This window comes from Brucella tritici (assembly GCF_008932295.1).
Lineage (GTDB): Bacteria > Pseudomonadota > Alphaproteobacteria > Rhizobiales > Rhizobiaceae > Brucella > Brucella tritici.
Genome location: NZ_WBWA01000008.1, coordinates 18047 through 42220, shown reverse-complemented (window position 1 = coordinate 42220; position 24174 = coordinate 18047). Strand labels below are relative to the sequence as shown.

The following is a 24174-nucleotide window of genomic DNA, read 5'->3' as shown; positions in this document are numbered from 1 at the left end:
CATGGCTGAGACGCAAGCCGCTATTGGCTACGGCACAAAATTCGAGATCAGCCGCGATGCTGGGGCGTCGTGGATTGAAATAGGGGAAGTTTTCGATATCACCCCACCGAACGACACGGTTGATGAGGTCGATGCGACCCATATGCAGTCGCCGAACCGCACCCGTGAATTCATTCCGGGTCTGATCGATCCGGGCGAGGCGTCGTTTGAGCAGAACTTCATTCCCGGCTCGCCTTCCGATCTCCTGATCTCGGAAATCAAGACCGCTGGCGAGCGTGTTCGCTGCCGCATCACCTTTCCGAATGCGGTAACATGGCAATTCTCCGGTTGGGTCTCGGGTTATGAGCCTGCCGTGCCCACCGACGACAAGATGACGTCCACGGTAACGTGGCGGGTGACCGGCCCGACGATATCGACGCCCGCTGCAGCGCCGGTTAATATTTTTGTTCCTGCTATCGCCGGTTTTGCCAAGGTTGGCGACCCTCTGGCGGCTTGGTCTGGACAGTGGAGTGGGTCTCCGACGGTTTCCTATCAGTGGAAGGCGGATGGCACAAATATCGCCGGTGCAACGGAACTGGTCTATACGCCGGTTGCCGGGGATGTCGGCAAGGAACTCACGGTCACCGTGACCGGATCTAATGCAATGGGAACAGCTTCGGCGACAAGTGCGCCGACGGCAGCTGTCGTTGCGGCATAGGTGGCAGAACATGGCTAATCAGAACCGTGGCGAGGTCACCCTCCCGGTGGGTGACAAGGCGTTTAAGCTCGCATTTTCCGTGAATGCACTTTGCGAGCTTGAGGATGCGCTCGACATGCCGGTCGCGAGAATTGGTGAATTGCTCAATGACTCGGCAAATCTTCGCATGGATACCGTGCGCAAGGTTATCTGGGCGGCACTTCGCGATCATCATGAGGAAATCGATCTGAAAGAAGCCGGGAAGCTGGCGACCGATATTCCTCTTGTTATGACCAAGATTGGCGAAGCGTTCCGACTTGCGTTCCCGTCCGGGGGAGGGAACGACGCGCGCCCTCCGAAGGCGAAAGCGGGCTAGATCCGCTTTCGCTTCTGAAATCATGGGTCGAGGTAGGACAGGATCCGGCACTGTTCTGGCGTCTCACGCTGCGAGAGATTTCGGTCATCCTCGACGCTTCGACCCACCGTCTCCGACGCGAACAGAATGACAGGGCTTGGCTCGCGTGGCACATCGAGGCGCTGGCCCGCTCGAAAAAACTCCCAAAACTGAAAGACTTTTTGTCAGACGCTCCAAAAAAACCAAAGCGTCGGCAGTCTGTCGAAGAGCAGATCGCCATCGCGCACCGGTGGACGGCGGCACTTACAAGGTGAGAACCAATGACCAATGCGGTTATCGGCGCGCTTCGCGTCAATCTGGGCATCGACACTGCAGAGTTTCGGGAAGGGTTGAAGTCGGCGCAAACAAGCGCTGACAAGTTCGCTGCCGTTCTGAAAACCACCTTTATCGGTGTAGCGACAGCGGCGGTTGGCGCATTGGGTAGTCTCAGCCTCATCGTCAACCAGCTCGCAGGCGATATGGATGGCTTGAAAAAGTCGGCAGATCTTTCAGGCGTCGGGATTGAGGAATTCCAGCGCCTGGCCTTCGCTGCCAAATCTGTCCAGATCGAGAGCGAAAAGCTCTCGGACATTTTCAAGGATGTGAACGACAAGGTAGGCGATTTTGCGCAAACCGGCGGCGGCGCGCTGAAGGACTTCTTTGAAAATATCGCGCCGAAGGTCGGGTTGACCGCTGACGCCTTTAAAAACCTGTCAGGCCCGGAAGCATTGCAGGCATATTATAACGCGCTGGAAAAGGCCGGTGTCAGCCAGTCCGACATGACATTCTATATGGAAGCTCTTGCCAGCGATGCGACTGCATTGATCCCGCTGTTGCGGGATAATGGAAAAGCGTTCGATGAACTGGGTGCAAAGGCTGCTGTTATCACGGAAGAGAAGGCGGCATCGCTGCGCGGATATAATGACGCCATGCGGAACCTGAGTGAATCCGTCAAGGCGGTCGGCATAGCGTTCATTAGCGTTGGCTTTGTCGATATCCTTACCACGATCATAAACAAATTTGCCGAATGGACGCGGTCAATGACTGCAGTCGTCGACTTTCTGCCGACGCTGACGGAATATGCGATGGTTGCAGGTTCGACACTGGCGCTCATGTTTTCGCCTGTCCTGATTGCCTCGGCTGTTAATCTCGCTTCGGTGATCGCAACCGGGTTGGTTGGTGCCATCCGCCTGCTCACGGCAGCAATTGCAGCCAATCCGCTTGGCGCTCTGGCCATCGGCATTACCATCGCCGTAACGGCGATTTATCATTTTCGGGACGAAATCCAGAAAGCCATTGGTGTTGATGTCGTCCAGATCGTCAAGGATGCGGTGAATGGCATCATCGGCACGTTTGTGGGCGGCTTTGAGGGCATCAAGAAGACTTGGAGCATACTTCCTGCTGCGATTGGCGATGTGGCTGCGACCGCTGCCAATGCCGTGATCGAATCCGTTGAAGGCATGGTTCGCAAGTCTGCCCAGACCATAGAAACCTACGTCAACAAGATTGTCGGCTGGCTCAATTCGCTCGATCAGATGTTCGGTGTCGCGCCGTCGCTCACCACAATCGATATTTCATCGAATATCAGCTTCGGTCGCGTTGACAACAAGTGGGCAGGGAAGGCGGCAGAGGTTGCAGGGACAATAGGCGGTGAGATATCTGCAGCGCGACAGACGGACTATATTGGCGCCATCGGCACGGCTTTCTCTGGGGCAACGCCAGCCGTACAAAACTTTGCCTCTGCAATGGGCGACGTGAACAGCCAGTTGAACGATGTTGGCGGCGGCGGCGGTGGAAGCGGCGGGAAAGGCGGCAAGGGCAAGGGTGCTGGCACTGCCAAAAAAGCCAAAGAGGGCATCGATCAGGTCGCCAAATCCATGGAAAGCGCGAAACAATCCTTGGGGCAGGGCTTTGGATCGATATTTGAAGGCCTGATCAATAAAACGATGACTTGGCGCGATGCCATCATGCAGGCCGGTCAAACGATCCTGAAATATCTCAACCAGATTAACGTTGCTCAAGGCGGCAGCGGCTTATTCGGCGGTGGAATTATACAGGGCTTGTTCGGATCGTTGCTCGGCTTTGCCAACGGCGGTTCTTTTCAGGTTGGTGGATCTGGCGGCATCGACAGTCAGCTGGTGGCGTTCAAGGCGTCACCGAATGAACGTGTTTCAATCACCAAGCCGGGGCAGGATGCTGGGGGAGGTCGCGGTACATATGCGCCGACCTACAATATTGATGCGCGTGGTGCTGATCAGGCAGCAGTGATGCGGCTTGAGCGCGGGCTTTCTGAGCGCGATAAGGCATTCGGAAACCGTGTGGATAATCGTCTCTACAATCGCGATGTGCGGCGAACGAGGGCATAATGGCACGTCTGCTATCTGTTCCTAACGGGTTGGGCGTCGTCTCGATGGAGCCGCTGTCTGGTCCGCGTGCCGTCGGGGCGGGCGGCTCGCAGTCTGTCTCTGGCTACGTACAAACCTCGGCTGCTGCCTTCGGTCTGTGGCGTTGGCAGTTCAGTTTCCACGCCATGCGGGAAAGTGAATTCCGCCGCTATCGTGGCTGGGTGACAGCCTTGCACGGCGGTGCCAATGCGACACGGTGGGATTTCTTCGATCCAGATCAGATGCGACCGGCTGAAACGGGATATGACATCCCGGATTTTGTCCGCTGGGATAATATCGGCGGTCGGGATTGGTCGAATGGTGAGCCGTGGGCAAGTGGTGAGCCGTGGAAGCCCACACCGCCCTTGGTGCCTATGGCTGCGATAGCAGCGGCAGGAAGCACTGTTATAAGGCTTGGATCGCAATTCTGGGGCCGAATTCTCGATATAGGTGACTATATCGGTTTCGCCCCGTTTCATCTTGGCCTCTACACTGTCACTGAGGTCATATCGCCCGGAAATTACCGGATCTGGCCACCGCTTCGTAAATCAGTCGCCGCCGGTGATTTCGCAACGTTGCGTCCTGTGCTTGCTATGCGACTGGAAAGCGAGGATTCGGCGTCTGCTGGTCGCGGTCTAGTTACAGCTGACAGCGTGTCCGTCACACTTGTCGAGTGCCTGGATTATGACGTGCGCGAATATTGGACGGAATAATCATGGCTGTTTTTACCGAAAGCGAACTGGCAAAACTGCGCCGACCGCATGTGGCGCGGGCATGGTTCCTCGAAATGGATTTGCCGACCGGGGTTTCCCGGCTGCACAACGGTACAGGGCGTGTCACTATCAACGGGCAGGAATGGCGCGGGGTCACAGATCCACTCGGATCGCAGATGGTTTCTCTCAATAATATTGAGGAGCCACGTTTTGGGCAGGCGGTCGCAGTCGAGGTAACGCTATCCGGTGCAAACCGGGAATTCTTCAAATCCGTTCATGCCAGTGCGCGTGAAATCGAAGGACGGCGAGCAGATCTCTTCTGGGCCGCATTCGATGGCGAGACGGAAGAACTAATTATTCCGCTGAAGAAACTCTTTCCCGGCAAGCTTAGCGCGCCGTCGCTGAAATGGAGCGGTGTCGGACTTCGAACCGTTACCGTGACAATAGAAAGCATCTGGTCATCGCAGAATTATCCCTTCGGAGGGCAGTGGAACCCTGCAGATCAGCGCAGGCGCTATCCCGGCGACAAGGGGCTGGATTTTGTTGGAGTGAAGGTCTCGGAGCAATGGAACTAACGGAAAGGGCGGGGCAACTCGCCGAATTTGTTGCCCATTGGAAGGACAAGCCCGTTATCTGGGGCGAAAGCGATTGCACCGCCTTTGCCGCCGAATGGGTGAAGACCTTACGGGGCGAGCGCGTTCCATTTCTTTCCGATTATGATTCCCGCGAGGAAGCTCATCGCTTGATTTCGTATTACGGCGGTTTGTCTGCGATCTGGTCGCAAGCCTTGGCGCGCATCGGCGTTTTCGAAACATCTTCGCCGCAACTTGGTGATGTCGCGATAGTGGATCTCGCCGATTACGGCGAGGTCGGCGTCATCATGGGGAATGACAGGGTATCAATTCTTAGAACTGACGACGGTACGCGCTTCTTGAGGCCCCGTTCCTTCGTGAAGGTTTGGTCGATCTGACATGAAAAAGCGACTTGTTCTTGCCGCCTGCTCATTCTTTCTGATGAGCGGAACGGCGCTGGCTGACCCGATCTCTATTGGCAGCGCCATTATTTCCGGCCTTTTGTCTGTCGGCGCTGCCGGAATCCTGCCTGCAATGAGCGCCGGCTTGCTTGGTTCGATTGTGCTTGGTGCGGGCGTCCTCGGCGCGCAGTTCCTAGCCGGTGCATTTTTCGGACCCCGCGCACCGAAGATGGACCCCGGCGAGTTCAAAAGCACATTCGAAACCGGCAATAGCTCGGAGATCCGCGCTATTGGCCGTGTGCGAGTGGGCGGACTGAAGGCATTCGGCAATACCAAAGATCTCGATCGTTGGCGCGTCATCTGCCACACCAAAGGCCCAATAGCCGCAGTTGAAGAACACTATGTGGGCGGACGTGAGGTCACAGTGGACGCCGACGGTATGGTGACTTCGCCGCCGTGGGCGCGAAAAGGTGGTGCCTGGCTCTATATCAGGAGTAAGATAGGCGATGGTTCCGAAACGGCTTGGCCGGATTTGAAGACCGCATTCCCGGATCTTTGGACGGATGGCCACCGCGCTCGTGGCATTGCGCAATCCCTGCTGCGCTATATCTCACCCGGTATTGAGGACGAAAAGTTCTTGAAACTCTACCAAGGTGGCGAGCCTCCTTATGAGCGGGTACAGCGCTCCGAACTCATTTTCGACCCGCGCGACTCCTCGCAAAATGCTGATAACCCCGTCACTTGGAAATATTCCGACAACGGTATTTTAGGCGCGACGCACATCCTTCGCAGTTATCCCAGCCTCAAATCATCCGATATCGACTGGGCTTTCACTGCGCAGGAAGCGACAAGAGCTGATCATATCGGGGCTGTCGTCGCTGGTAACGAAGTTCGGGCGCGCGCCTGGGGCTTATGGCCCTCCGAACGCGAGCGCGGCGATGTAATGGACCAGGTACTTAAATCCATCGGTGCCGAGATTATCTCGACGGATAATAACAAGTTTGCAGTTCGGTTGATTGATGATCAGCGCACTCCGGAACTTGCACTCACTGAACGAGATATTGTTGATCTCCAGTGGAAGTCTGGACCCGACAGCGTCGAGCGTCCGAATGTTTGCCGCATCAAGTACTATTCGCCAGAGCGCAATTACGAAATGGCGGAAATCCCGCTATCGAAAACGCCGAACGAACCGGGCGCGCAGCCATTGCCGTGGTCTCGATATCAAAATGAGATCGACCGCGTCGGCGAGCAGTATTTTGATGTCGAATTGCCATTCTGCCCATCAGCTGCGCAGGCGCAGCGGATCGGACGTCGCTTATTTGCCCTTGCTCGTGCGGATGTTGGTGTGGTTACCACGAATTTTGCAGGGCTCGCGGCGTGGGGAAAATCTTTCATCTCGCTGGAGCTTCCCGATCTCGACGAAAGCGTCAACGCTGCAATCGGTACGCCTCGTATTAACGACGGCGATGGGACGGTGGAGATCCCGTTCGTTGTCTGGCCGACATTGACGCCATGGGATGTGGATCTTGACGAAGCTCCGCCGCCCGATCCGATTCCAGACATGCAGTATGAAGCAGTGCTGGACACCCCGGCTAAGCCCAGTGGATATGCGCAGGTTCAATATTCCGACGGTTCATATGAGCTTCGTGTATTGTTCAATGGTGTTTCGGGCGCTGACAGTAGCGAAGCGGTTTTCCGTCCTTATACTTCTGGCGAGCCGGAAGCGTGGTCAACCATGAGCATTTCAGGGGCACCCACCGGACTACAATGTGGGTATGTGACTGGTAACTACTCCGGCAGGCAGGTCGATTTCCGGGCGCGGTTTTTCAACGAAGACGATGAGGGGTCCTATTGGTCACCAACTCTATTGGTTGCTTCTGTTGCAATTGAGAACCCTTCTCTGACTGCGCCGACGCTTAATGTAACGCGAACGAGCAACGGCAGCGGATCTTATACATTCGTGGTGAACGTCTCATCGACGGATGTTCATGCGCGTTCTGTGTCGTGGATCGCCACGGTTGGCGGGAGTCAGGTTGCGAGTGGCGGCGGGAACAGTCGACCCGGGCAGATCTTTTCAGGCCAATTCTCAGCCTCAACCGGCACCTTTGATCGCACGGTTGTTGTGACGGCCACAGCACAGAATTCGGCCGGGATGAACAGTCCCGCCGCGACCTATTCCTACACAATTCCCGGAAATGGCGGCGGTAGCGGCTAACTTTGGAATTATTCCCACGGCATATTGGAGAGAATTCATGACTGTCTTTACGAAAAAGGCGGAAGGCATATTTGCACCTGTCACGGCAAGCGGTGTGGTGCGACCTGTTTCTAATTCGGACGTGCAGGTGTGGGGTACCGAGCTGGAGAGGGGGCTTGCGGCAATCGAAAATCTTGTTGATGACCTTGAAGTTTCAGGGGACACTGTGACAAAGGCAACGTGGGCGCAGCTCTCTGCAATAGCCGGGACGCGCAACGGGCAACGCGGATATGTCGAGGCTGACAGCGGCACTCATACTGACCCTGTAGTTGGCGGCGCTGTCCCTAATGTCGGCATCTATACATGGTCCACGTCGCCCGCCGGGTGGCGCTGGCTGCGCGACGATGACACAACGGAAATCAAGAACAATCTGGACGTGATATCCGCCGAACAATCGGGTAGTGCACTGCTGACCACCTCAGATCTTTTGAAAGAGGATAGTGCTGAGCTTCTCCAGTCCAAGCGTCTCAGGGCAGTGAACACGTGGCCTGTCTCATCTGGCTTGACTGGATGGTTCTTCGCATTCCTCCCAGATAAGGTCTTCCGACTGGGCCATATCTCGGCGATGGCGAGCTTTGCCGCTACGGCGAACAATGTGGACATTAAGCTGTGGCGTCGCCAGCTTTCCGACATCGCGGCGGCAACCGCCCCCGGCTCGGCGGCTGGTGATCGTTTGATCCTTAGCAAGAATGCGCTCCTGTCCGATATCCCCGGTGCGGGAACTGCATGGGCATATGCCAATTTCGATCTAAGCGAGGCCGGGGCAGTTTCACCTGACTATCTATATATCGCTGACGTATCGGCGCGTTCGAGCGGAGGCGCGCTTGTAGCAGTGGGTATTGGTTCGGCGAACGCCTTGGCTGGTGACCCGACTTGGATGCGAGGCTGGTACCGAAACGCGGCCAACGGAATAGGCGCTATCACTGGAACGGGAGCGATTTCGTTTCGCGTCTACAAGGCATCAGCTTCTGGTCCCGATAAAAGCGCTGCGGTCGTCTATTCTATTGCCGAGGATCGGACCAAAAGTGTTCAAATTGCTGCCGTTGAACGCGTTTTTAGCGGCAGCGTTTGGTCTGCCACAGATGCATTCTATGGCTTCCAGTCAGGATGGAGGCCAGAGGGGTACACCGATGTTTCAGCCGTCAGGGTGAGATTGGAGGTTCCCGCTGCTAATGCCAAAGTTGGACTGCGAATTTACCGCCGATCAGTGCTTACGAACGATGTCGCATTCGGAACTGTGGCGGGCGACGATGTGTGTTTCGAGCGTCTTTATGAGAAGTCTGAAATCGGGCTTTCCACCGCGCTTGCCGAGGCCACCTTCGCAGTTGACGAAAATCTTATCATGTCGCCGGACTATATTTATGGCATCGAAGTTTTTGCACTGACTGCAGATATGGTGGCCTATACAGCCATTGGAGCAGGACAGTCTGCTTTGCCTGTCTTTGATTTTCAGTGGCAGAAGGGCTTCTACACCCGTAACAATGCAATTACATCGTGGAGCAACACGTCCAGCCAAACGATGGCAATCCGCATCGATAAGGTTGGTTATCTGGGAACGGCTGACGTATCAGCCTCCATAAAAGATCGAGTGAAATCGGCGGTTAGGGAAATCCAGTCGTTTGCCACCTTTTCCGTGGCGCTTCAGCCTTTTGTATTAGAAAAACCATCCGGTTCGGTTTCTATTCCCGAAGCATCCATCACCTTCGATGCTCCGGCCACACAGGCGCTGTCTGGATCAATCACGCTGACTTATTTCGCCTCGGTAGCCAAAGCGCCCAGCCTGCCGAGCTTGCATCGGTATCTGAGTGGCGTCACGGTCACGAGAACTTCAGATAATGCTGTACTCGTTCCGGGTACCGATTACCTTTTGCTTGCTGATCGAGGGTATGTCGGCCTTTTGAGCGAAGGAAGTGGTGTGCCATGCACTTACACCGCCACAGGGCATTCTATGCGATACGATCTGGTCTCGCTCAATCCGGACACTGGTGCTGTCGTCATCACCAAGGGTACTGATCGCGCGCGTGACCCGGAGTTCTATCAGCCCGCCTTACCTTCTGGCCATATCGCGCTCTACAAGGCGTTCGTGACGCGCTATGGTGTTGATCTTATCCCGATGCATCAGTTTGACGGCCTCGTGCGCAATGATCGTGTGGCTGATCATGCTGCATGGAAGCAATACTGCCGCTCTTGTCTGTCAAAAACCTTGAAACGCCTCGAAACCGGCCAAGCGCTGAAACTCGTTGGGTATGGCGATAGCATCACGGCGATGGGAGGCGGTGACGTCAGTCCAAACGGCCCGATGCGAGACCTTAAATCCTATCTAAATGGTCTGCCAGCTGACACACTTGCAACCATTCCGACATTCGATGGAGACGCGGGCGTCGGAATGCATGTTCGGCTCGGTTGGAATTGGTTGCTCAAGGCCGCATTGGAAGAGCGTTACAGTTCCCCGATCACTTACCTCAATTATGGGTGGGGCGGCACCACTTCTGCCACAGGCGCGAACAACGGCTTAGACCCGAGCAGGTTCGGTCCTGTCTTGGCAGAAGGGCCTGCGCTGATGGTGCTGGCGTTCGGTATGAACGAGATAGGTAGCATAGGAACCTACGCCAACATTCGGTCGATAATCGAGCAATGCCAGGCTGTGGGAACGGAGGTTATTGTCGTCACTACGCCGCGCGTCAACAGTGACGGCAACCCGGTCAGTATGGTGAATTGGCTCAAGACGCATGATTATCTGGTGCGAGCCGCTCGTGATACCGGTTCCGCTTACGTATCGCTCTACGAACTGACTGGTGTGGGATATGAAGGTGCGATGGGCTTTTCGCCTCGAAACCTTTGCTCACAAAACCTTTATAATCACCCGTGGCCGAAGGAATTCGAGCGCATTGGAGCGTTGATCAGCTCGATCTTTAAATGACGCTATCGGTACGGCCCTACGGGGCCGTCATTCGATCTATTAAAAGGTCGTTTTCTTCGTCCAGGGAATAGGGCTTCTTGTAATCCCACTCACCCGTTTCCGCATTTTTACGCCTCAGAACGAATTCCAACCACGACGTTTCTTCAACGTAGCCGGGAGTTGGTACACGTTTCCATGCAAAAACGCGCTCCCATTGCTCATTATCAAAGTCTGAATGGGAAATCGCGTCAATCGACGGTTTTCCTTGAGAAATAACCATATTCACGCCCCCCCGGATTAAATGCCCAAAAGCTGGATAACACGCGCTTTTGCAGAAATAAATATCTCAGTCACCGACAGGTGACATTCCCGTCCTGAAAGGAAAACCAATGGATAAAACCGTGCCAGCCGGTGCGGCGCTTTTGCTCGACTTCATTTACCGAACCGATGCAGGGAAAGCGCCTCCTGATTGTTATCAGGTCATTTTCGGAAACCGTCAGAACCGGCTCGCAAAGCCGATCACTCAGATGACGCTTGGCGATCTGGTTGATGCGCAGAAAAACTGGTCGAGCAAAGCATGGGTGAAAAGAAACTGGGGTTATTCTACGGCTTCGTCAGCAGCTGGTGCCGCCCAGTTCATGCTTGCCACTTTGCAGGGTCTGTCCAAAGAGCTTGGCCTTCGTGGAACGCAGGTCTTTGACGCAAACCTTCAGGATCGTCTCGCCTTCCATCTTCTGAAGCGGCGGGGTTATGAGGAATATGTTGCGGGCAAGATCAGCCGCACTGAATTCGGCAAACGTCTCGCGCAGGAATGGGCCTCTTTGCCTGTCCTTGCCGCAACGAAGGGCGCTCACCGCGATCTGAAGCGGGGCGAGAGCTTTTACTCAGGTGATGGCCTCAACAAGCAGCTTGTCACTCCGGCCAAGGTCGAGGCCGTTTTGAATAAGGTCAAAACCGCTGGCGACGTTCAGCCGGCTATCGTCATTCCGGAAGTCGTCACCGTCGAAAAGCCTGTCATGGCTGATCCGGGCGAACTGGGTAAGAAGCCGTCGAAGAGCAAGACTGTCTGGACGTGGGCAGGTGCTGGCATCATGTCAGCGATCAGTGGCGCAGGTTCGTTCCTTGGTGGCCTAGACTGGCGTGTCCAGCTGCTGTTCAGCGCAGCAATTATCGGATTCGCGATCTACGGGATCAAGCGGCGTGCTGATCTGTTCAAGGCGGTCAAAGACCTTAAGGCGGATATCGGATGATGGCCACAATCTGGGGGCGCATACCGTCATGGTTAAAAATGGCACTAGCCGCCCTTTTGGTGGCGGCATTGCTTTTGGCTGGAGGCTATTTCGTCGGGAAGCGGGAAGGTCGTCAGGAAGCCGTTTCCGAGCAATTGCGTGAAGATGTCAAAGCCGAAAGGGAAAGGGGCGAGGACGATGAAAAACTACGCGGGCTTACGGATTATGATTTTTGTGCTCTTGCCCTTCGTCGTCGCGGGTTGCCCATCCACAGGTGCGACGAGTTGCGCGGGGTGGAGACAGAATAACCTATCGCCTGCAGGTCTGGTGGCTCTGACAAAGGTGGATCGGCCTGCAGCTGAACGGGTCGAAGGTAACGATGAAACCGGGAAACGGCGGGGCTGCTGGAAGTGATGAGCGAGGACACAATGACAGGTGAACGCATCCAAAAAATAGCAGATAGTGTCATTCTCCGGGCCGTCGCCCGTGTGTCGATGGCGGTCGCGCTGCCGTTATTGAGTTTGGTCGTTTATTTCGGTCTCAACTGGCTGGACGGTCGATTTGAGAAGCAGGAAACAGCAAGCCAGAATGCCATTGCATTTCAGGTGTCACGCATTGACCGGATCGAGAAAACCGCCGTTACGGCAATAGACCAATCTGCAAAAGTCAATGACCGGCTGACGGTTGTGGAAACGAAACAGGCGACTGCAGATGCTACTGCCGCAAAATTCCAGAATGACGCCTTGACGCGATTGGATCGGATGCAGGATAGCATTATCGGTTTATCGAACGCGGTCGCAGCGCTCACAGCGACCATGCAGGCGCGCGAAGACTACGAGCGAAGACGGTCCAATTCGCCTCCATAATTGAATCGCAACGCCCGCACGTCACCCGACGCGGCGGGCTTTTTCTTTTCCATCAGTCGGGATGGTGTCTTACCTTCGTTATCGTTTATTCGTTCGGATCTGTGCCGGTTGCTCCGTGGTATAATCCTTCGGATACAACGCGGATGGCTGTTGCCGCTTCTTCTTCTGACCAGCCGGCATCGACTGCATCTTGAATAAGCTCTCGGACACCCACGACGTTTGCGCCCGAAAGCGCCGCAGTTGCTTCCGCTTCCGTCGCGCCAGCCGCTACCTGTTGCTCAACAAGGTCAGTGAGGCCCTGCGAAATGGCCTCCTGACAATCGATTTCTCTATCCGGATAGTCGACGGGCTGCTTTGGTCCGAACATTCGATCCTCCTTCGATGTTGCGGAATTAGGTAGGGCACTTATTTTCGGCGTCCAGCCAAGGCGTCTTCGCCTTCCTGTTTGTGCTCACGGCAGAACCAGAGCTGGACTGTGGCGGTCTTGTAGCCGAACGATCCCCACGCTTTGCAAGCCTTCGCATCACAATAGTGCTCGAATAGCTTACCGCCTTTGGCTGCGACGGCTTTGTCGCTTTTATATCCACTCATGCTAACCCTCCTACGAAGCCGCTCATCTCCTGAAGTCTGACCATGGCCATACGCATATGGCCGTTGCAGCCGCGCGCCTTGCAGCGGACCTTCGCTTCAATCTCGTCCAGATATTTTTGCGAACGATCGGTTCCCTCGCAAAGCAGATGCTTTGTTGCGTAGGTCACGCGTCCGCATTTTTTACAGGTCAGTTCAAGCCGCTGCTCATCGTCCAGATCGCGGACCTTAATTGTCGATTTCCAATTGCCCATCACCAGAAATCCTCAGCCGACGGGATGCGAGTGTAACTGATCTTGCCACCGACATGACCGCCTGCGGGTGGCTTCCACTCGCCCATACTGACGATGGTGCCGGAATATTTGGTATTCAGCGTATCGACGGCGCTGTTCGCCTTTTCCCATTTTTGGCGCACGGCATCGTCATTATTCAGCATGTCCATCTGCCGTTCGCCAGCTGGTGACAAATCATAGAGCGTCACGCCGACGCGGAAGATGGTTACACCTCGCGGATGATCGTCGCGCACGCGCTTCCAGAGCAAGCGCAGGGCCGACAGAATAGCCTGGTCATCGTTCACGACCGGCAGATAGTGTTTGCCGAACCATGAACCGTCGCGCACCGACAGCCAAAGCCAGAGGCCAGCTGCATAGAAGTTTTCCCGGCGAAGGCGACGGGCGGCTTTGGTCAGCAGAAGGCGGGAAATTTCATAGGCACCGCTGATCGACCGGGCTTCTGGTGGCAGAACGCGACCATGGCCGAACATGCCGCGCTGCTGCGCTGGCGCCTGGATATCGTAGCCGTGCAAGGCATACCAAAGTCGCTCACCATTGACGCTGTTCCAGATCTTGCGCATGTGTTTCGGCTGCAAGCTGTACAGCTGGGTCGTTGTGAACACGCCATTGCGATAAAGCCGCTTTGCCATATTCGAGCCTACGCCGGGTATGTCCTCCAGTTCGACACGCAAAAGCGGGTCCGGCATGATCGCCGGCCACCATATGGCGAGGCCGTTTCCGTAAGCGCTTCGGCGCTTTGTCTCTTCCTTCCCTGCCTTGCAGGCGATCTTTGCCAGCTGGCGGTTTGCGGCGAACCCGATGGAGCAGGTGATGTATGGGCCGATATTCTCCGATATCGCCGACTTGATCCTTGCTGCCAGTAGTTCCGGATCTCGCTTTCCGCTGTCGTCCAGCACGCATGTCAGCTCATCAATGCTCTTGGCGGTGTCGATGGCGATAACAGTCTCGATCTCGCAGAGCAGGGCATTGTGAGCGCGCCGGTAAAGGTCAGGTTTCTGGGGGACCAGGATCAGGTCAGGGCAAAGCCGCTTTGCTTCCTTGATCGGCATGACGTTTTTAACGCCATAGTTCTTCGCCTCTTTTGAGCAGGCAATGACGGCGGTGCGGTCCGTCCCTTCGAAGGGGACAACGCCTATGGGCCGACCACGCAAGCGGCGGTCGCATTGCTGTTCGACACTCGCAAAGAAGCCGTCGAAGTCGAGGTACAGACGCTCGATAGTCTCAGGAAGGCGCAAGACACGCTCCAAAATCAGAATGCGCGGAACCGCGCCCGAGTACAGGGGCACTCAGGAACATATTCCTCTCGGTGGGAGTATGTTCCTAAAATGTTCTCATTTTAAAGATTAGTCAATCGGCATTTGTCGGTTGTGGAAAATCCGCTCCGACCGGGGCGGCCATCGGTGCGTCAACACCGAAAAGCGGCGGGCTTGATTCGCGTCAGATCCGCCCGGCATGACGGTAGGTCAAATGCCACACCCCGACCCTTGCGGGCGGGCGGATACTGGCCTCAACAGGTTAAGAAAAATGCAAGAAGGATTTTCATTCTCTACGGTACGCCCAGTGTCGCCGGCTGCTGGCTATATTGGCGGAAAGAAACAGCTCGCGCAGCGGGTTGCGGCGATTATCGAACAGGTACCCCATACAGTCTATGCGGAACCATTTGTCGGGATGGGTGGCGTCTTTTTCCGCCGACAACTCGTGCCGAGGTGTGAAGTCATCAACGATGTGTCAGGCGATGTCATCACGCTGTTTCGGATCCTGCAGCGCCACTATCCCCAGTTCATGGAAACCCTGAAATTCCAAGTTACGTCCAGGCGCGAATTTGAACGGCTCAAGGCTTGCGATCCATCGACCTTGACGGATCTCGAACGCGCAGCGCGTTTTCTTTATCTGCAGCGCCTGGCGTTCGGCGGAAAGGTCGTAGGCCGAAACTACGGTGTCGACACTGGTGGATCTGCTCGCTTCAATGTCACAAGACTTGGACCGCTGTTGGAAGAGATCCACGAACGGCTGTCGGGGGTGCAAATCGAGAATTTGAACTGGTCGAGCTTCATTGATCGTTACGATTCGCCCGGAACGCTATTCTATATGGATCCGCCTTATTTCGGCTGTGAAACAGACTATGGCAAGGATGTATTCAGCCGGCAGGATTTTGAGCGGATGGCTGAGCGGATGGCTGACATCAAGGGCCGCTTCATGATCTCTCTGAACGACACGCCAGAAGTGCGCTCCATCTTTGCGGCGTTCAAGATCTGCGACGTTGCACTCACATACACTATTGGCGGCGGTCAGGCTAAGCCAGTCGGTGAAGTGATTATTATGGATCGCAAGCTTCCGTCCGTCTTGAACCTGCCCGACTAAACGACGGCCAAGGTGTTCCAACTTTCGCATTTTATAGGGCTGCAATAGCTCGGCGAAAGTTGGAACTCTTGCTGTTATTGTGGGGAATGTTACCGCCTTCTAAGCCGGTGCTTCTTCGTCAACCTGCGGCTCTTTCGGCATTAAGTCCGTTATCCATTTCCAGGCGGCGTATTTGTCACCTTGCTGGCGAATGTGGGAATAGCGCTTCAAAGAACTCCATGATCGGTGGCCGGATACCATTGCCACCTGGGGGATGGTCCAGCCCATTTCAAATAGGCGGGATATCCCTTCGTGGCGTAAATCGTGAAAATTCAGATCCTCGATCTCCAGTAGCGGACAAGTCCGCATAAATCGGGAACTTACCGTTTTCGAAACAAAGGGAAATATCCGGCCCTTGTCTTGTTTTGGGAGCGATTGAAGGACGGCGACAGCTTCATCTGTCAGGTTGCACCACACGTTGTTGCCGATCTTTTCGCCCGGATTTTTCATGTCGCGAATCAATATGCGCTTATGTTCCGGCTCGAAATCTTGCCATTCCATGCGGCAAATCTCGTCCTGTCGTCGCGTCGAGAACAGAGCGAACAACACTATCTTGACCATCGGCATATGATTGCGGATGCGGATCTCCCGGTCTGTATAGTGGTCGAGCAGTTTGTTTAATTCTTCGATACTCGGACGGCGCTCGCGCTGATTAGATTTGGATATGATGCCCAGACGCTTCAGAACTATCTGAGCGTCTTTCATGGCATCTGTGTCGAGCGGTATTCCCCAGGCGGGACGGGCGAGCGTGAAAATTGCCGATAGATGAGAAATCCAGTTTCCTACCGTCTGCGGTGTGCGTTCCTCAGCCAGCTCCTGCGCGAACTTCACAATGTCCTGACTGCGGATGGATGAACACTCCTTCTTGGCAAACGAGAAGCGCTTGATAGCCTTCAACGTCTGCGCTTTGGTTCGTCCTATATCCTTCAGGCTCTCGCGCACATATGTATCAATGGCATCACTGAGCTTCGTGGATGGGCGAACGGTCACGCCTAGTTGTGCCGGATCCTTTTTGAGTTCGCTCTCCCGTTTCTTGACCCACGCCGCCGCCATCGACTTCCGGTCAAATGTGCGGGATTCCCGGTGAACGACTTTGCCATCCCTTTTCAACAGGATTTGTGCTAGATACGCAACTGAACCATTCGCCCTTGGGCGCTCAATGATCGTTCCCATTGGTACAACATTCTCCCCGAGTACAACATCCGTGTTATACTTCGCGTCAAAACGAGCGTAAAGGGGCGGCAATAGACTTAAATGAGCAGTTAGAAAATGGCGATAAGCTACGGAAAAATAACGAACCCATTGATTTCGCATAGGCCGCGTTTTGCCGTAGCCCCTATGATTGACTGGTCGGACAGACATTGCCGGTATTTTCACCGGCTCTTTTCCAGGCATGCATTGCTCTACACTGAAATGGTCGTGGCGGATGCCATCATTCACGGCCCACGCGACCGGTTGCTGGGTTTCGACACCGCTGAACATCCTGTGGCGCTGCAGTTAGGCGGTTCCGATCCGGTGAAGCTGAAAGAAGCTGCGAACATCGGCGCCGATTACGGCTATGACGAAATCAATCTCAATGTCGGTTGCCCGTCGGATCGCGTGCAGTCAGGTACATTCGGAGCCTGCCTCATGCAGACCCCGGATGTGGTGGCGCGTTGCGTCTCTGCAATGAAAGAGGCCGTTTCCGTGCCCGTTACCGTCAAATGCCGTATTGGCGTTGACGATCAGGATGTGGAAGTTGCACTCGATACTTTGGCCGATCTGACACTTGACGCTGGTGCTGATGCGCTTTGGGTCCACGCTCGTAAGGCCTGGCTGAAAGGATTGTCGCCCAAGGAGAACCGCGAGATTCCACCGCTCGACTATGATCGCGTCTATCGCCTCAAGGCGCGGCTTGGCGATATTTTCGTCGGCATAAACGGCGGGATCAATACGCTTGATGAAGCAGAGCAGCACTTGCAGGCCACCGATGCGGTGATGCTCGGTCGTGCCGCTTATCATAATCCCGAGATTCTGGCAGAGGTGGATGCGCGCCTTTATGGAGGCGGACAGGCAGTTACCTCGATCGCTGATATCATCGGTGAAATGTGCGCCTATACTGATCGTCATATCGCAGCAGGCGGCAGGCTTTCGCATGTGAGCCGACATATGGTCGGGCTTTTTACCGGGCAGCCGGGTGCACGGCGCTGGCGGCAAATCCTTTCGACGGATGCCACCAAGCCGGGCGCAAACAGTGATGTGCTGCGTCAGGCCTATGCCGTCGTGACTGAAGCGGCAGCAGAAGCTGCTTAGAACACGTTTCGATCTGATTAGATCAGATTGATGCTCTAAGCATTTGTTTTGACAGGAATCTTATCCGAAAACCGTTTCACACTTTTCGGGCTGCGCTCTAATCAATCAGAATAAGCTGGTCCCCGCGGACAGTGAATCCGCCGAGTGTTTGCAGGAAGTTCATACCGAGCAGGCTGCCGGTCATCAGGCCTTCCTTGGTCACCATGGCGCGCACATTCTGGCGCTCGATATCGCCAATCTGCAATGTGGCAATGTTGATGACTGCTGCACTTGCCGTACCATTGGCCGTCATGATCGGAACGGAATAGTTGAGCGAAGCCGTGTCTATGCCTGCGCGCTCTGCATCTTGCTGGGACAGGACGACTGAAGATGCGCCGGTATCGACCAGAAAGTGAACACGTTCACCGTTCACGCGCCCATTGACCTCGAAATGACCATTCGCAGCCTTTGCAAGCGTGACGGTTAAAGTGCCATCGGCATTACGGCCTGAAATAGGGCTTCCGGGGATCAGCCCGGCCGTGACCCGGCTCGCGACGTCCTGCAGCTCATAACGATACTGATAACCTGCAACGAGGCCGAGAATAATCACGGCCCACATGGCCATATTGCGCGCAAAGTCAGTCAGCTTGATCCCGGAGCCTAGCAGACCGGCAGCAAGCACGACGCCCCATATGCCCAGATAGGCTGCGCGGGCAAACACGTCATTGTCCATGCCAAGCGTTGAGCCGCTGTCATTGTTGGACATCAGCAGCAGGACAACAATCGCGACAGCAGCAATAATGAGCCAGAAAAAGCGCCCCATCAGCCAATTCTCTTTTCTACAATAATCTCGTGCCTGTCGGCGAGAAGCGACCAGACGGCCATTCGCTCTTCCGCACTCATGCTGGACCAGCGTGCGATCTCATCCAGCGTCCGGGCACAGCCGAGGCAGAAGCCGGTTTCCGTATCTATCGTGCAAACCAATATGCACGGGGATTCAATGGTTGTCGTGTCCATGAAATGCAATGTGGTTGCATCAAAGGGCCATGACAAGCCCGGCGAGAACGGCAACTGCACCGATCTGCTGTGCTGCGCCCAATGTGTCACCGGTTTGTCCGCCGATTTTTGCGATGCAAAGTCTGGCAAAGCCGACAAGCAGAACAGTCGCCAGCACAAGCGCATTGATGAGCGAGAGAAATCCGCCCGCTGGTATGAGCGTGAAGACAAGAAAGAGCAGTCCGATCCCGACACCGCAAACAACGGTCTCCCATTGCGGCTGGCCAACGCTGTCGGACAGCCCGCCGGGACGCGCGGAGGGCAGAGCGTGCCAGAATGCCAGCATGGCTGCGCGGCTTGCCGCTTCGCCGCCGATCAGCGCAAGAGCTGCATAGCCTGCACCTGCACGGTCGATGATCGCCATCAATAGAGCCGCCTTCAAACCCACGAAGACAATCAGCGTCAGCGCCGCGAAAGTTCCGATGCGGGAATCTTTCATGATATCCAGCCGGCGATCCACGGAAGATGCGCCGAAGAAGCCGTCAGCAGTATCACCCAGGCCGTCTTCATGGAGTGCGCCGGTCATCGCCGCCAGGGTGCCAATTGCGAGCAGCGCGCAGGCAAGGGGCGAGAGGTTCATTTTATAGGCCACGAAAAGCACAGCGCCTGCCAGCAGGCCCAGCACCGCTCCTGCGAGCGGAAAGGCACGGGCATTGCGCGGCAACGAATCATCACCATCCTCGAACCATCTCTGCGGAAGCGGCAGGCGGCTTAGAAAGCCCAGACTCCGGATCGTGTCGCCAATGAGACTATTTCGCTGCAAGTGACTGTTCCACTTTGTTTCCCGAAACGGATTTCCGCGATAATTCGCCTCAATGTTGCTTCAACTCAAAGAGGTGATTTGAAAATTCGCGTCAGTGCTTATAGGACGAGCCCAACGAATTTACACCTCCCATCATCGATTGGACTAAACTTATGAGCGCCAGCGGCCTACCTTTTGACGATTTCCGAGAATTGATCCGAAATCTGCCGGGTCCCGACCTGGGAGCGGAAAGGGCCGTTCGCGAGCGTGAGGCTACACTGACCAAGCCCGCCGGTTCGCTCGGACGCATGGAAGAGATCGTGGCATGGCTCGCTGCATGGACCGGCAAGCGCACACCGCAGATCAATCGCCCGCTGGTGGCGGTGTTTGCTGGCAATCACGGGGTTACGGCCAAGAACATCACCCCGTTTCCGCCAAGCGTCACGGCGCAGATGGTCGAGAATTTTGCTGCCGGTGGCGCAGCCATCAACCAGATCTGCATTGCCAATGATCTCGGGCTGAAGGTTTTTGATCTGGCGCTGGAACACCCGACCGGGGACATTACCGAAGAACCTGCCATGGATGAGCGCACTTGCGCCGCGACCATGGCTTTCGGCATGGAAGCGATTGCCGGTGGAACCGATCTCTTGTGCATCGGCGAAATGGGTATCGGTAACACCACGATTGCCGCAGCAATTGCGCTGGCGCTCTTCGGTGGTACAGCGGAAGACTGGGTCGGGCCGGGCACGGGTTCAACGGGTGAGTTGCTTGAGCGCAAGCTTGCCGCCGTTCGTCAGGCCGTCGCTCTCCATCAGGCGCATCTCCAGGACCCGCTGGAAGTGTTGAGCCGTCTCGGCGGTCGCGAAATCGCAGCCATGGCTGGCGCAATTCTGGCCGCGCGCATGGAGAAAATCCCGGTCATCGTCGACGGTTTTGTGGCAAGTGCTGCCGCAGCGGTTCTCTATGCCGCCAACCCGGAAGCAATAGATCATTGCCTGTTCGGCCATGTTTCCGCCGAACCAGGCCATCGCAAGCTTCTTGAGAAGATGGGCAAGGAACCGCTTCTTGATATGGGAATGCGCCTTGGCGAAGGCACAGGTGCGGCGCTCGCAGCCGGTATCGTCAAGGCGGCGGCACTGTGCCATAGTGGCATGGCGACGTTCGAACAGGCTGGAATATCCGGCTCGAAATAATGGTCGCGAGATCATCGAAAAGCCCGCCATTTGGCGGGCTTTTCTTTTAAATCAAAGCTTTAAAAGCGTTAGTTGTTATCTTTGTCGAGCACCATGTAGTCGAGCGGCAGTTCGGTGGTGTACTTGATCTGCTCCATGGCGAAGGACGAAGACACGTCGCGAATTTCGATCTTGCTGATGAGGCGCTTATAGAAGGCGTCATAAGCGCCGATGTCCGGCACAGCCACGCGAAGCAAATAATCCACGTCACCGCTCATGCGGTAGAATTCGATGACTTCAGGGAATTCCTGAACCACTTCGGAGAAGCGCTTGAGCCATTCATGGCTGTGGGAGCTTGTGCGCACCGACACGAACACCGTCACCCGCGCATTGACGCGGATCGGATCGAGAATGGCGACACGGCGCTTGATGACGCCATCTTCTTCGAGTTTCTGGATGCGGCGCCAGCATGGCGTCGTGGAAAGGCCAACTTTCTTGGCAACGTCTGCCACTGCAAGTGTCGCGTCTTCCTGCAATAAGCGCAGTATCTTCCTGTCGAGCCTGTCCATGCGTTTCCGTTCCCGGTTTTAGAAATCGTTTCCCGAACTGTGCGAATAGGTGAAACGTCATACCTTATGGTTCGCAATGATCCGAAGTTACAGGAAAAATATTCTGATGAAAACGAATGGAATAAAAATTATTTATCGTCTTGGATGAGGTCTCGCACTTTTGCCTGAAGAACAGGCACAACTTCAGCATCAAACCATGGATTTCGCTTGAGCCACCCACTGTTGCGCCAGGATGGGTGCGGCAAGGGCAGGGCGATTCGACCCGCCTGATTGGGTGTTTCGATGAAATGCCGCCAGTTCCTGACGGTTTCAGTGAGATTACGGCCCCGATAGCCGGGCAGGTGATAGGCCAGGGCGTATTGTCCGACCACCAGCACGAATTCCAGTTGCGGCATTGCCGCGAAAACACGGTCATGCCAGGTCTGCCGACATTCGCGGCGCGGCGGAAGATCACCACCATGCTTGTCATAGCCGGGAAAGCAGAAGCCCATCGGGACGATGGCAAAGCGTGATGGATCATAAAATTCCTCGCGCGACACGCCGAGCCATTGCCGCAGGCGATCCCCGGACGGATCGTTGAACGGCAGGGAAGTGTTGTGCACGCGAATGCCGGGAGCCTGACCGCAAATGGCAATTCTCGCTGTATCCGAGACGATGCAGACGGGATTGGGCTCATGCGGCAAGGGCGGCAGAAATTCTGGTGTGTCGCGACAGATACGACAGGCCCGGATCGAGCGGCTGAGTTCGTCCAGCTTTTCCATGAATTGTATCAGCGAATTCCATCAGTTTCGGGGCAGGATCATTTCAATAAAAGTCCGAATATGCTCCCTTATATAGGTAATGGCATCGCTGATTACAGCCAACAGCGATTTGCTGTCCGATTGCTGTACAGTTTCCTCATTGCGATGTTCCTTGCGCCATCGGGATGGCTGCTCGAACTGCCCGGCCCATATGCCGCGCCGGTTGCTGCGGGCGTCTCTTTCCTCGCGCTGATAATCGCCATAGGAAACGGCCCAGCCCTGCTCAACCATCCAGCGGTTGAGATCGGTTTCACCGAGATAACAGCGCGCCAGATCACGGCTATACTGATCTCGTCCTTCCGTCTCGCACCGAATCGAGGACCTGCCGATTCTGCCTCGCAATATGTTGCGAGCTTCTCTGCCGCAATCGTAAGTGCTTCCGGCTCGCACACATTGCTGTTGCATCTCCGGCGCATCGATACCCTTGAGACGTATATGTTTCTTGCCAAGGACCACGGTGTCGCCGTCGATCACATAGACCGAACCGTTCAATGCTTCTTTTGGAGCGGATGGCATCGGCAGGTAGACGATGAGTGTAACGAGAATTGAAAAAAGCAATAGAGTCAATAAGATGCCGCGAAAACTTATACTATTGCTTTTGCGGGCAGACCGGTAGGGACGTCTGTAAGGACGACGGTATTTGCTCATAGGTGGCTTCCCGATTCCCTAGCGTCTCTGATTTTGCGGCAGACTGCGAACTCTTATCCTTTGCGTCAACAAGAGCAGATTGTTGATCGGAACAACAGTCAGTTTGTTGTCAATTAGCAACAGTCTTTACCGTTGCTTTAGGTTAGAAAGAGCTCAGGCACATTTTGCCCATTTCCCGCCACAAACAGGCGTCACCGATCATGGAAAGGCAGAAGCCACCAAAGTATTGAGAGCTATCAAGCTCCAGCAGGATAGGCAGGAATGACGAAGGGCGCGTTGTTGCACGGCAAACGGATTGGGAACAGGATCAACCCTGTTCGTACGCCCTTTATTCTTTCCAATGATGGTAAGGCTTTTTTCGGCCAAGATCGGGTCTCAGTCTTGACGAAAACAGCGTGCATTCTGTCCCCTATGAATGTTTCCTCCACTGAGTGTGAAAGACCAGCGTTGTGATGCGTATCCGCAGTTTTTCATATAGCGCCCTTGCTATGGCTCTCGGTTTGGCCATTGCCTGTAATAGCGCCTTTGCTTTCGACCTTAATGACGATTCCGAAAAGTCGAGAAGCCCGTTTGAACTCTTCAAGTTCGGCTTCTCCGCATACAAGAACGGTCACAAGGACGAGGCGATCAAGGCGCTGCGCTATGCTGCGGATCGCGGCCATCAGGGCGCAAAGTGGAAACTGGCCCGCATGTATGCCGATGGCGATGGCGTGCCGGAAAACGATTACGAAGCCTACAAGATTTTCGAAAAGATCGTTCGCGAGGGCTCGGAACCGGGGTCGGAAAACGACTCTTATGTGGCTGACGCTCTCGTGGCGCTTGCAGGTTATGTGAAGCGCGGCATTCCGGGCTCGCCGGTCAATGCAAATCCGGGCATGGCGCGCAATCTCTATGTGCAGGCCGCATCCAATTTCGGTGATTCAGCGGCCCAGTTCGAGCTTGGCAAGATGCTGCTCGATGGCGACGGCGGAGAACGCAATTCCGTGCAGGCCGCACGCTGGTTCCAGCTTGCCGCCAAGAAAGGCAATGCCGGTGCACAGGCCATGCTTGGCAATATGCTGTTTCAGGCAGGCAAGACCGTTCGCGGCCTTGCCATGATGACGGCGGCATTCGAGCGCTGCCCGACCGAGGATTGCCCATGGATACGCGATATGCAGGAACAGGCATTCTCGATTGCCGGTGAAGCAGATCGTCGTAATGCGATCGCACTCTCCAGTGACTATGCCACCAAAGGCGATTTCTGATCT

At 55.3% G+C, this 24174-nt stretch carries 27 protein-coding genes; 15 read left to right on the top strand and 12 right to left on the bottom strand.

The features are described from left to right. The first annotated feature begins 1 nt into the window (after position 1). From F9K91_RS10485 to F9K91_RS10445, 8 genes are all read left to right on the top strand, one after another. Positions 2-697, top strand: a complete 696-nt coding sequence (locus tag F9K91_RS10485) for a phage tail tube protein (RefSeq protein WP_151677767.1) — start codon at positions 2-4, stop codon at positions 695-697. A gap of 10 nt (positions 698-707) precedes the next feature. Then, the gene (locus F9K91_RS10480) at positions 708-1052 is read left to right on the top strand and encodes a GTA-gp10 family protein (RefSeq protein WP_151677766.1); all 345 of its coding nucleotides are present in this window, start codon (positions 708-710) and stop codon (positions 1050-1052) included. Between the two features lie 299 nt (positions 1053-1351). Continuing rightward, positions 1352-3436 (top strand): phage tail tape measure protein, encoded by a 2085-nt coding sequence (locus F9K91_RS10470; protein ID WP_151677765.1) that lies wholly within the window; start codon positions 1352-1354, stop codon positions 3434-3436. Beyond that, positions 3436-4167 (top strand): hypothetical protein, encoded by a 732-nt coding sequence (locus tag F9K91_RS10465; protein ID WP_151677764.1) that lies wholly within the window; start codon positions 3436-3438, stop codon positions 4165-4167. Before F9K91_RS10470 ends, F9K91_RS10465 begins: the two co-directional genes overlap by 1 nt. A gap of 2 nt (positions 4168-4169) precedes the next feature. Further along, positions 4170-4742 carry a transcriptional regulator gene (locus tag F9K91_RS10460; protein WP_151677763.1) on the top strand — a complete coding sequence of 191 codons (573 nt, stop codon included), beginning with the start codon at positions 4170-4172 and terminating at the stop codon, positions 4740-4742. Further along, complete coding sequence (locus tag F9K91_RS10455; protein WP_151677762.1) at positions 4733-5137, top strand: DUF6950 family protein; 405 nt, start codon at positions 4733-4735, stop codon at positions 5135-5137. Before F9K91_RS10460 ends, F9K91_RS10455 begins: the two co-directional genes overlap by 10 nt. Before the next feature lies 1 nt (position 5138). Continuing rightward, positions 5139-7355 (top strand): phage tail protein, encoded by a 2217-nt coding sequence (locus F9K91_RS10450; protein WP_151677761.1) that lies wholly within the window; start codon positions 5139-5141, stop codon positions 7353-7355. Next, positions 7336-10314 carry an SGNH/GDSL hydrolase family protein gene (locus F9K91_RS10445; protein WP_151677760.1) on the top strand — a complete coding sequence of 993 codons (2979 nt, stop codon included), beginning with the start codon at positions 7336-7338 and terminating at the stop codon, positions 10312-10314. The genes F9K91_RS10450 and F9K91_RS10445 overlap by 20 nt, the downstream gene beginning before the upstream one ends. A 16-nt stretch (positions 10315-10330) precedes the next feature. Here F9K91_RS10445 and F9K91_RS10440 read toward each other — a convergent pair whose 3' ends face one another. After that, positions 10331-10573 carry a hypothetical protein gene (locus F9K91_RS10440; RefSeq protein ID WP_151677759.1) on the bottom strand — a complete coding sequence of 81 codons (243 nt, stop codon included), beginning with the start codon at positions 10571-10573 and terminating at the stop codon, positions 10331-10333. 109 nt (positions 10574-10682) lie between these two features. Between F9K91_RS10440 and F9K91_RS10435 the strand changes: the two genes are divergently transcribed. The 3 genes from F9K91_RS10435 to F9K91_RS10425 all read left to right on the top strand — a co-directional run bounded on the left by F9K91_RS10435 (position 10683) and on the right by F9K91_RS10425 (position 12388). After that, positions 10683-11543: a lysozyme family protein gene (locus F9K91_RS10435; protein ID WP_151677758.1), complete on the top strand. Its 861-nt coding sequence runs from the start codon at positions 10683-10685 to the stop codon at positions 11541-11543. Then, positions 11540-11830 carry a hypothetical protein gene (locus F9K91_RS10430; RefSeq protein WP_151677757.1) on the top strand — a complete coding sequence of 97 codons (291 nt, stop codon included), beginning with the start codon at positions 11540-11542 and terminating at the stop codon, positions 11828-11830. The genes F9K91_RS10435 and F9K91_RS10430 overlap by 4 nt, the downstream gene beginning before the upstream one ends. A 105-nt stretch (positions 11831-11935) precedes the next feature. Beyond that, entirely contained in the window at positions 11936-12388 is a 453-nt protein-coding gene (locus F9K91_RS10425) for a hypothetical protein (protein ID WP_208852689.1), read from the top strand. Between the two features lie 85 nt (positions 12389-12473). On the opposite strand, the gene F9K91_RS10420 is transcribed toward F9K91_RS10425, so the two are convergent. Genes F9K91_RS10420 through F9K91_RS10405 form a run of 4 tightly spaced genes read right to left on the bottom strand, consistent with a single transcriptional unit; the run spans position 12474 to position 14555 of the window. Then, positions 12474-12755, bottom strand: coding sequence for a hypothetical protein (locus F9K91_RS10420; RefSeq protein WP_151677756.1), 282 nt, complete (start codon positions 12753-12755; stop codon positions 12474-12476). 38 nt (positions 12756-12793) lie between these two features. Continuing rightward, the gene (locus tag F9K91_RS10415; RefSeq protein WP_151677755.1) at positions 12794-12979 is read right to left on the bottom strand and encodes a hypothetical protein; all 186 of its coding nucleotides are present in this window, start codon (positions 12977-12979) and stop codon (positions 12794-12796) included. Continuing rightward, positions 12976-13230, bottom strand: a complete 255-nt coding sequence (locus F9K91_RS10410; RefSeq protein WP_151677754.1) for a hypothetical protein — start codon at positions 13228-13230, stop codon at positions 12976-12978. Before F9K91_RS10410 ends, F9K91_RS10415 begins: the two co-directional genes overlap by 4 nt. Then, positions 13230-14555 carry a Y-family DNA polymerase gene (locus F9K91_RS10405; RefSeq protein WP_235912868.1) on the bottom strand — a complete coding sequence of 442 codons (1326 nt, stop codon included), beginning with the start codon at positions 14553-14555 and terminating at the stop codon, positions 13230-13232. Before F9K91_RS10405 ends, F9K91_RS10410 begins: the two co-directional genes overlap by 1 nt. Positions 14556-14793: 238 nt before the next feature. On the opposite strand from F9K91_RS10405, the gene F9K91_RS10400 reads away from it, so the two are divergent. Then, on the top strand, positions 14794-15630 hold the full coding sequence (locus tag F9K91_RS10400) for a DNA adenine methylase (RefSeq protein ID WP_151677753.1): 837 nt from the start codon (positions 14794-14796) through the stop codon (positions 15628-15630). Positions 15631-15729: 99 nt separating this feature from the next. Here the strand turns inward: F9K91_RS10400 and F9K91_RS10395 are convergent, their stop codons facing one another. Then, a complete protein-coding gene (locus tag F9K91_RS10395) occupies positions 15730-16842 on the bottom strand; it encodes a site-specific integrase (protein WP_151677752.1) in 1113 nt (370 codons plus the stop codon). A gap of 96 nt (positions 16843-16938) precedes the next feature. Between F9K91_RS10395 and dusA the strand changes: the two genes are divergently transcribed. After that, positions 16939-17961, top strand: a complete 1023-nt coding sequence (gene dusA, locus F9K91_RS10390; RefSeq protein ID WP_151677751.1) for a tRNA dihydrouridine(20/20a) synthase DusA — start codon at positions 16939-16941, stop codon at positions 17959-17961. 97 nt (positions 17962-18058) lie between these two features. Here dusA and F9K91_RS10385 read toward each other — a convergent pair whose 3' ends face one another. From F9K91_RS10385 to F9K91_RS10375, 3 genes are read right to left on the bottom strand one after another with little or no spacing between them, the layout of a single operon-like run. Next, entirely contained in the window at positions 18059-18763 is a 705-nt protein-coding gene (locus F9K91_RS10385; protein WP_151557376.1) for a TIGR02281 family clan AA aspartic protease, read from the bottom strand. Continuing rightward, complete coding sequence (locus tag F9K91_RS10380) at positions 18763-18957, bottom strand: DUF1289 domain-containing protein (protein ID WP_151557378.1); 195 nt, start codon at positions 18955-18957, stop codon at positions 18763-18765. Before F9K91_RS10380 ends, F9K91_RS10385 begins: the two co-directional genes overlap by 1 nt. A gap of 19 nt (positions 18958-18976) precedes the next feature. After that, positions 18977-19759, bottom strand: a complete 783-nt coding sequence (locus tag F9K91_RS10375) for an adenosylcobinamide-GDP ribazoletransferase (RefSeq protein WP_151557380.1) — start codon at positions 19757-19759, stop codon at positions 18977-18979. 152 nt (positions 19760-19911) lie between these two features. On the opposite strand from F9K91_RS10375, the gene cobT reads away from it, so the two are divergent. Further along, the gene (cobT, locus tag F9K91_RS10370; protein ID WP_151557382.1) at positions 19912-20931 is read left to right on the top strand and encodes a nicotinate-nucleotide--dimethylbenzimidazole phosphoribosyltransferase; all 1020 of its coding nucleotides are present in this window, start codon (positions 19912-19914) and stop codon (positions 20929-20931) included. 68 nt (positions 20932-20999) lie between these two features. On the opposite strand, the gene F9K91_RS10365 is transcribed toward cobT, so the two are convergent. From F9K91_RS10365 to F9K91_RS10355, 3 genes are all read right to left on the bottom strand, one after another. After that, positions 21000-21479, bottom strand: coding sequence for an Lrp/AsnC family transcriptional regulator (locus tag F9K91_RS10365; RefSeq protein WP_010661230.1), 480 nt, complete (start codon positions 21477-21479; stop codon positions 21000-21002). 128 nt (positions 21480-21607) lie between these two features. After that, positions 21608-22249 carry a uracil-DNA glycosylase family protein gene (locus tag F9K91_RS10360; RefSeq protein WP_151651452.1) on the bottom strand — a complete coding sequence of 214 codons (642 nt, stop codon included), beginning with the start codon at positions 22247-22249 and terminating at the stop codon, positions 21608-21610. Between the two features lie 12 nt (positions 22250-22261). Beyond that, positions 22262-22927: a thermonuclease family protein gene (locus tag F9K91_RS10355; RefSeq protein ID WP_151557386.1), complete on the bottom strand. Its 666-nt coding sequence runs from the start codon at positions 22925-22927 to the stop codon at positions 22262-22264. Between the two features lie 452 nt (positions 22928-23379). Between F9K91_RS10355 and F9K91_RS10350 the strand changes: the two genes are divergently transcribed. After that, the gene (locus tag F9K91_RS10350; protein ID WP_061346430.1) at positions 23380-24171 is read left to right on the top strand and encodes a tetratricopeptide repeat protein; all 792 of its coding nucleotides are present in this window, start codon (positions 23380-23382) and stop codon (positions 24169-24171) included. Positions 24172-24174: the final 3 nt, after the last annotated feature.